This is a genomic window from Propylenella binzhouense (assembly GCF_009866965.1).
Taxonomy (GTDB): domain Bacteria; phylum Pseudomonadota; class Alphaproteobacteria; order Rhizobiales; family Afifellaceae; genus Propylenella; species Propylenella binzhouense.
In genome coordinates this window covers 1-7,967 of record NZ_SPKJ01000141.1, presented here as the reverse complement: position 1 = coordinate 7,967, position 7,967 = coordinate 1, and the positions used below count along the sequence as shown (strand labels likewise).

General features: G+C 73.9%; 8 protein-coding genes. 7 read left to right on the top strand and 1 reads right to left on the bottom strand.

The window, feature by feature from the left end:
- The 3 genes from E4O86_RS21425 to E4O86_RS21415 form a co-directional block, all read left to right on the top strand.
- The coding region (locus tag E4O86_RS21425; protein ID WP_205521031.1) for a thermonuclease family protein at positions 1–317 on the top strand (317 nt) is incomplete at its 5' end.
- 75 nt (positions 318–392) lie between these two features.
- The gene (gene pcaF, locus E4O86_RS21420) at positions 393–1,595 is read left to right on the top strand and encodes a 3-oxoadipyl-CoA thiolase (protein ID WP_161142587.1); all 1,203 of its coding nucleotides are present in this window, start codon (positions 393–395) and stop codon (positions 1,593–1,595) included.
- A 48-nt stretch (positions 1,596–1,643) separates the two neighbouring features.
- Positions 1,644–2,999: a c-type cytochrome gene (locus tag E4O86_RS21415; protein WP_161142585.1), complete on the top strand. Its 1,356-nt coding sequence runs from the start codon at positions 1,644–1,646 to the stop codon at positions 2,997–2,999.
- Here the strand turns inward: E4O86_RS21415 and E4O86_RS21410 are convergent.
- Positions 2,960–4,990, bottom strand: a complete 2,031-nt coding sequence (locus E4O86_RS21410; protein WP_161142584.1) for a 4Fe-4S dicluster domain-containing protein — start codon at positions 4,988–4,990, stop codon at positions 2,960–2,962. The genes E4O86_RS21415 and E4O86_RS21410 overlap by 40 nt on opposite strands.
- 93 nt (positions 4,991–5,083) lie before the next feature.
- Between E4O86_RS21410 and E4O86_RS21405 the strand changes: the two genes are divergently transcribed.
- From E4O86_RS21405 to E4O86_RS21390, 4 genes are read left to right on the top strand one after another with little or no spacing between them, the layout of a single operon-like run.
- Positions 5,084–5,833 carry a biotin/lipoate--protein ligase family protein gene (locus tag E4O86_RS21405; RefSeq protein WP_161142583.1) on the top strand — a complete coding sequence of 250 codons (750 nt, stop codon included), beginning with the start codon at positions 5,084–5,086 and terminating at the stop codon, positions 5,831–5,833.
- Positions 5,824–6,366 carry a DUF6505 family protein gene (locus tag E4O86_RS21400; protein WP_161142582.1) on the top strand — a complete coding sequence of 181 codons (543 nt, stop codon included), beginning with the start codon at positions 5,824–5,826 and terminating at the stop codon, positions 6,364–6,366. Before E4O86_RS21405 ends, E4O86_RS21400 begins: the two co-directional genes overlap by 10 nt.
- Complete coding sequence (locus E4O86_RS21395; protein WP_161142581.1) at positions 6,363–7,373, top strand: DUF6352 family protein; 1,011 nt, start codon at positions 6,363–6,365, stop codon at positions 7,371–7,373. The genes E4O86_RS21400 and E4O86_RS21395 overlap by 4 nt, the downstream gene beginning before the upstream one ends.
- A gap of 2 nt (positions 7,374–7,375) precedes the next feature.
- Positions 7,376–7,888: a DUF3305 domain-containing protein gene (locus E4O86_RS21390; RefSeq protein WP_161142580.1), complete on the top strand. Its 513-nt coding sequence runs from the start codon at positions 7,376–7,378 to the stop codon at positions 7,886–7,888.
- The last annotated feature ends 79 nt before the right edge of the window (positions 7,889–7,967 follow it).

Genomic DNA, 7,967 nt, shown 5'->3' with positions numbered 1-7,967 from the left:
CGGCCTGCGGTGCGGGCGCGGCGGCCCGTCCGTGCGGCCGCATGGCGCGGACCGCGCTGCAGCGCTTCATCCGCGGCCGCGCCATCGAATGCGAGCTCCCCCGGCACGCGGAGGCGAAGCGCGCGCACGAGACCCGCTGCACGGTCGGCGGCGACGACATCGCGCTCTGGCTCGTGGAGCAGGGCTGGGCGAAGCCGGCCGGCGACCGCTATGCCGAGGCGGGCGAGAAGGCGCGGGCGGAGCGGCTCGGCCTGTGGCAGGAAGGCGCCGCTCCCGGGGCGCAGATGGCGGGCGGGAGCCCAGCGCCGCCGCAATGATGCGGGCTCTGGCCCATCCCCGGCGATCCGGATAGAACGCCCGCGACCATGAGAGGAGTGTGTGCGATGGCGGCGATCCGCGACGTCTATATCTGCGACCCGGTGCGGACCCCGATCGGCCGCTATGCCGGCGCGCTCGCCAAGGTGCGCGCGGACGACCTTGCCGCGGTCCCGATCGGGGCGCTCGTGGCGCGGCATCCGGCGATCCGCGACCATGTCGACGAGGTCTTCATGGGCTGCGCGAACCAGGCCGGCGAGGACAACCGCAACGTCGCGCGGATGGCGCTCCTCCTCGCAGGCCTTCCCGAGACGACGCCGGGCACGACGCTGAACCGCCTCTGCGCCTCCGGGCTCGACGCGGTCGGCGCGGCGAGCCGCGCGATCCGGGCGGGCGACATCGACCTTGCCATCGCCGGCGGGGTGGAATCCATGTCGCGTGCGCCCTTCGTGATGGGCAAGGCCGAGCAGGCCTTCCAGCGCGCCGCCGAGATCCACGACACGACGATCGGCTGGCGCTTCGTCAACCCGCTGATGAAGAAGCAATACGGCGTCGATTCCATGCCGGAAACCGGCGAGAACGTCGCCCAGGACTTCCAGGTCGGGCGCGCCGACCAGGACGCCTTCGCCCTGCGTTCCCAGGAGCGCACCGCGCGGGCGATCGCCGAAGGGCGGATCGGCGGCCAGATCGTCCCGGTCGAGGTGCCGGGCGGCAAGGCCGGCCCGACGATCGTGGAGAAGGACGAGCACCCGCGCCCGGACACCACGATGGAGGCGCTCGCCAAGCTCCGGCCGATCGTGCGCGCCGACGGCACCGTGACCGCCGGCAATGCCTCGGGCGTCAATGACGGCGCCGGCGCCATGATCGTCGCGTCCGCCGAGGCGGTGGAGCGCCACGGCCTGACGCCGCTCGCCCGCGTGCTCGGCATGGCGTCCGCCGGCGTGCCGCCCCGCATCATGGGGATCGGGCCGGTGCCGGCGGTCCGGAAGCTGCTGGAGCGGCTCGGCCTGCGCGTCTCCGATTTCGACGTGATCGAGCTCAACGAGGCTTTCGCCTCGCAGGCGCTCGCCTGCACCCGCCAGCTCGGCCTGCCGGACGATGCCGAGCACGTGAACCCGAACGGCGGCGCGATCGCGCTCGGCCACCCGCTCGGCATGTCGGGCGCGCGGATCGCCTCGGAGGCGGTGCGCGAGCTCGACCGCCGCGGCGGGCGCTACGGCCTCGCCACGATGTGCGTCGGCGTCGGCCAGGGCGTCGCCATGGCCTTCGAGCGCGCCTGAGGGGCCGCCGCCGGCGCGGCCGGCGGCATGCTGCGGGGGATGGCCGGGATGAGCGACGACGAACGGACCAGGCTCCCGATCCGGCGCCTCGCCGGGATCGCCCTCTGCCTCCTCGCCGCCACCTTCGCGCCCGGAGCGGGGGCGGCCGAGCTCAGGGGCCATGGCGGCCCGGTCCGTGCCCTTGCCATCACGGCGGACGGCGGGACGGCGGTGAGCGGCAGCTTCGACACCGCCGTCATCCTGTGGTCGCTCGCCTCCGGATCGGCGCGCCAGGTCCTCCGCTTCCATGCGAGCCAGGTGAACGCCGTCGCCGCGCTTCCAGACGGCCGGGCCGCCTCGGCGGGGGCGGACGGACAGATCGCGCTATGGAAGCCCGGAGAGGCCGCGCCGGAGCGCGTGCTCGAAGGGCACACGGCACCGGTCGCGGCGCTCGCGGTCTCGCCCGACGGGGCGACGCTCGCCTCCGCCGCATGGGACGGCACGGTGCGGCTCTGGCCGCTCGGCGGCGGCGCGCCGCGCGTGCTCCGCGGCCATGACGGCAATGTCAACGCCGTCGCGTTCCTCGCCGACGGCACGCCGGCGAGCGCCGGCTACGACCTCACGGTTCGGTTCTGGAAGCCGCCCGACTTCGCCCCGGAGACGGTCACGCTGCCGAGCCCGATCAACACGCTCGTCGCGCTCGGCGGGGACCGGCTCGCGGCCGGCTCCGCCGACGGCCGGGTCCGGCTCCTGGACAGGACCGGCCGAGTCCTCGCCGACGCGGAGGTCTCGCCGACGCCGGTCATCGCGCTCGCCGCCTCGCCCGACGGCACAATGCTGGCGGCGGCGGGCCTCAGGGGCGCGATCGCGCTCCTCGACGGCAGCACGCTCGCGACCATCCGCACGCTCGTCGGCCCGGGACTGCCGATCTGGTCGGCCGCCTTCTCGCCGGACGGCGGCACGCTCCTCACCGGCGGGGCGGACCGCGTCATCCGGGCGTGGGACGTCGCGACCGGGGCCCATCGCGGCGGCATCGTGGCGGGCGGGCCGGCCGATCCGCTGGCGGCGTACGAAGGCGATCGCGGGGCCGAAGTCTTCCGCGCCTGTATCGCCTGCCACACGCTCGACCCGGCCGAAGGCCCCCGCGCCGGCCCCACGCTCCACGGCATCTTCGGGCGGCGGATCGCGTCACTCCCCGGCTATCCCTATTCCCACGCGCTCGAGGGCATGGACATCGTCTGGACGCCGGAGACCGTCGCGAAGCTCTTCGAGGTCGGACCCATGCGTTACACGCCGGGCACCAAGATGCCGGAGCAGCGGATCGGCAGCGCGGAGGACCGGGCCGCCCTCGTCGCCTTTCTCGCAAGGGCGGCGATGAAGAAGGATCAGCCGGACCCCTCGGCAGGATCGCCTGCGCGCAAGTGAATCCCGCCCGTCATCGGGGCCGGCCGCGGCTGCGCGTAGGGATCGAAGCTCTCGTTGGTCACCGCCTCCACCCGGCAGGTGTCGCACATGCGGATGACGTCGATCCGCTTCGCCGCGGATCCCGAGAACATCCAGTGCCTATCCGCGAGCTTCGCCACCACGCGCTCGATCGAGCTCCGCGTGCCGAACGGCTTGCCGCAGGCGATGCAGTGGAACGGCTCCTCGGCCTTCACGACCCGGCGCGGCGCGTTCCAGGCGGTGAAGTCGATGCGCGGTTCGAGCGCGATGACCTTCTCGGGACAGGTCGCGGCACAGAGGCCGCACTGGACGCAGCGATCTTCCGCGAAGGTTAGGGCCGGCCGGTCCGGATCGTCGCCGAGCGCGCCGGTCGGACAGGCCGCGACACAGGAATGGCACAGCGTGCAGCCCTCGACCTCGATCGCGAGGCCGCCGAAGGGCGCGCCGGCGGGCAGCGCCACCCGGTCGACCGGGCTCGGCGCGACGGCATGGAGCTCCCGCATCGCGGTCGCGAGCACGGTGCGCTTGCCGCCGGCGGGCATGAAGGTCGCCGCCTTCCGCTCCCGCTCCTGCCGCGGGACGGCATCGAGCGCCGCGCGCAGCCGGTCGGGGTCGTCGGTCTCGATCACAGCCATCGCCCCGCCCCAGCCGAGCGCCGAGGCGACCCTGTCCGCCATGTCGAGCGTTGCGAGCAGCCCGGCAGGATCGTGCCGCGGCTTCTCCCGCGAGAGCGCGCGGACGGCGGCCGCACCCCATGCGAGCGGCGCCACGAAGGATTCGAGGCCGAGCTGGGTCACCGCGTTCACGGCCACCGGTACGACGCGGGCCGGCAGGCCGGGGCCGAAGCGGCCGAGCGCATCGACCAGCGCCTCGCCGTGCTCGCTATCGTGGTAGAGGATGACGGCGTCCCGTCCGCCCGCTGCCCGGTAGGCGGCAAGCCCGGCGCGCACGCGGCGGAGGAGCACCTCCACGGCCGGCAGCGTGTAGGACGCGGCACCGGTCGGGCAGGCGGCGGCGCAGCTTCCGCAGCCGGCGCAGACGAGCGGGTCGATCGCCACGTGGTCGCCGGCGGGCGCGATCGCCCCGGTCGGACAGAGATCGAGGCACCGGGTGCAGCCCGCGATGCGCGAGCGCGAATGGGCGCAGAGATCGGCGGCGTACTCGACATAGCGCGGCTTGTCGAACTCCCCGACCAGCTCGCCCGCCCGGGCGATCGCCTCCGCGACGGCGGCGGGGCGGCCGGGATCCGCTTTGATGTAGCCGTCGAGGAGCTCGCCTGCGGCGAACAGGGGCGCGCCGCCGCTGAGGTCGAGGATCAGATCGCAATGCGAGGTCGCGCCGTCGCGCGCCGGCCCGAAGACGAGCCGCCCGCGCGAGGACGGCAGCGGCGCGGCGAGGTCGTCCACGCGAAGCGTGAAGCCGCCGACATGGCCGGTCGCCCCGGTAATCGTTCCCCGCATCACGGGCACATCCCAGACCCGCGGCGGAGGAACATCCGCGGGCCGCGACAGGAGCACGGTGACGTCGAGCCGGTCCGAAAGCGCCCGCCCCGCCGCGACCGCAACCTCGTCGCTGCCGTAGACGAGCACCACGCCGCCGCTCGTGACGCTCGTCACCGGCGTGTCGCCGAGCGGCTCCGCCGCCATCGCCAGGAGAGCGGCGGCCTTGGGACCCGCGTCCGCGCCCTCGTCCGACCAGCCGCCGGTCTCGCGGATATTCGCGAAATCGAGACGGCCGCGATAGCCGGCCCCGTCCGCGAGCTCGCGGAAGAGCGGCGCCTGCTGGGTGCACGAGATCGTGATATCGCCCGTTCCCCGCAGAAGAGCGCGCACGCGGTCGAGCTCCGCCCCGCAGAGCCCGAACGCGCTCTCCACCGCCGCGCCGGGACAGCCGGCGCGGACGCTCTCGCCGAAATCGGGCATCGTCCGCTCGCAAGAGCAGACCAGGACAGTGCGCGCGCCTTCGAGCTTCATCGCATTCCCCGCCGCAGCCGAAAGCAGTGTGGCGCCGGCCTCCGCACAAGGATTATAACCGCTTAGCACCGCGGCACCAGCGCACAGGACTTCATGGCCGTCACGGCTTCGGCCAAGGGCCGGACGATCGATCTGCCACCGCTTTATCGGCTCGTGACCCTTCGCGAGGCCGGCGACGCATTCGCGCATGCCTGCGCCATCGCCGCCGAGGCCGGCGCGGGCACGCTCGTCTCGGTTGGACGGTTCGATCTCGTCGAGTTCGCGGTGGTGCTCGAGCCCGAGGAGCCGCTCGCCCTTGCCCGCCGCACCTTCCACGCGGGCATGAACGCGCTCGCTCTGGCGCTTGCCGCGCACGCCCCGCCGCAGCAGCCGATCGCGCTCGACTGGCCGGACGCGATCCGCGTCGACGGAGTGCTGGTCGGCGGCGGCCGGCTGGGCTGGCCGGCGGGCGCATCGGAGGACGCGGTGCCGGACTGGCTCGTCTTCGGCGGCATGCTGCGGACCGCCATCGTGCGCGCCGACGAACCTGGCCTGCGGCCCCTGCTCGGCGCGCTGGAGGAACTGGGATTCGCCGGGATCGACGGGGGCGCCCTCACCGCCAGCTTCGCGCGGTTCCTGATGCTCGAATTCGACCTCTGGCGGGAGCGGGGATTCCAGGCGATCGCCGAGCGCCTGCTCGGCCGGCTGCCGGAAGCTGCCGGCGCGCTCGGGCAGCTGGCCGAGAACGGGGACCTCGTCCTGCCGGGCGGGATCGGCCCCGGCCGCGCGGAGCGCCGCGACCTCGCCGCCGCCCTCGCGGCGCCCTCCTGGCGCGATCCGAAATCGGGAACGCCATGGCTCTGAAACTGCCGCGCACCATCCGGCTCGACGCCTCCGACGGCTTCGTCTACGCGCCCGCGGCCGAGCCGGGCGAATGGGCCGTAACAGGCAGCTTCCGCTTCGTCGGGGTCGCCCCCGGCGAACTCTCCGGCAAGGCGCTCCAGGCGTTCCGCGCCGGCTTTCTCGGCGTGGAGAGCTTCGGCTGGTCCACGCTCGTCGTCGTCTCGGAGGCGGCGGCGGACGAATACGGGCAGGTGGTGGGCCGGCTCGCCGAGCAACTCGTCCGGCATTGCGGCGCGCCCGACCTCGAGGTTGCGCGCAGCGCAGCCGAGGAGGAGGTCGCTTTCGCGGCGTCGCTCTGCGACCATCCCCCGGACACGCTGATCGCCCTCCACCGCACGATCGAGGCGGACGGGGTCCGGGAGGCGTTCCGGACCCTCCATCGCCGCGCCGACCAGCTCGCGCCGCGGGGCGTCTTCAGGATCGTGGAGGATGACGAGGAGGACGCGGCGGAGGAGGTGAGCCTGGTCGACCTCCTGAAGGCGGGCCGGCGATGAGGGACTTCTGGATCGGCTCCGGCCACCATCTTCTCGACCGCGACGCGGAGGGGCGGCTCGTCGTCACCGACGCCTTCCTGAAGGCCTATCTCGCCCGGCCGGAGCTCGTGCCGCCCGAGGACGCCTGCGAGGCGGAGATCCGGCTCCATCACGAACTCTTGATGCACGATCCGCGCCGGCCCGTCCGGCCCGCCGAGATCGCGAAGCTCCGCGACCCGGATGCGCGCGAGAACTGGGAGCTGATGATCGCCTTCCGCGACCGGCTGATCGCCGCCCCCTCGCTCGAAGCCGCCTATCTCGCGCTCGCGCGCGGCGACATGGGCCGGACGCCGCCGCTCTTCCTCAACCAGCTCACCCAGGTGGTGCTGCGGAACGCGCTCGACGGCCTGGCCGACGCCACGGTGCTGCGGGCGGCCGAGCTGTTCTACCGGCCGCAGCGCGTCACCTTCCATGAGGGCGCGGTCCTCCTCGCCGATTCCGAGACGATCGAGAGCCACGAGCGCGACCGCCATGCCTCGCCGCTCCTCGCCATGCTCGGCGGGCCTGCCGCGAGCGAACTCCCGGTGCTCGGCGCCGCCAATGCGGACGACTATTTCGAGCGCAGCGACGCCTTCGACTTCGTGCTCAATTTTGGCGACCCGGCGGCGCGGCGCGGGCTGGCGGCGGTGATCGAGCGCTGGGTGCTGCATCTCCTCGGGACCGGGGTCCGGGTCGAACCCGTCGACCGCATGGACGACCCGGACTTCGGCTGGTTCGTCGGCCTCGACGCCGAAGGGACGAGGATCGGCAACGCGCTCTGGCGGGGCGAGGAGATCGATCCGGCGACGGCGGACCGCCTCATTGCGCTGTTCCGGCTCGACTTCGCCGATCCGCGCGAGGCGCGCGCTGATCTCGGGGCGCGGCCGGTCTGGCTCCTCCTCGCCATGGATGCCGGGCGGACGCTGCGCATGAAGCCGCAGAACCTCGCTTCGGGCCTGCCCGTGGCCGCTGCCGGGAAGGTGAGCTGAACATGGCCGAATCGACGTTTTCCGTCGGCATCGTGGTGGAGCGGCGGCCGCTCAGGAGCATCTGGGCGGACCATGCCTGGGTGCCCGTCGCGGCACTTCCCGCCCCCGCCGCGGCAGAGGCCTGGACCCTCCTTTCCGAGGAGGACGGCATCGCCCGGTTCTATGCCGGCGCGGCCGACATCGCGCTGCACCACACCGAGACGGCGCATTACCGCGACAACCTCCTCTCCGGAGCCCCGGCGCTCTGGGTCGTCCTGCAGGCGAGCGAGGCGGCCCCGGGCGTCGCCCTCTTCGCCGTCACCGCCGACCCGACCGAAGGCGAGGGCTACACCGAGACCGGCGCCGAGATCGTCGATCCGGTGCCGATGCCGGCCGCCGTGCAGGCCCGCGTCGCGGCCTTCGTCGCCGAGCACCACGTCGAGCGCGCCTTCTTCAAGCGCAAGCGCGACACCGCCGACCCGGAGGCGCTGGCGCTGCGCCCGGCACGCGGGCGCCCGCCGGGCACCGGCCGATGAGCGCGGGCCGATGAGCGCGGGCCGATGAGCGCGGGCCGATGAGCGGCGAAGACCCGGGCTTTCTCGCGCGCTGGTCCCG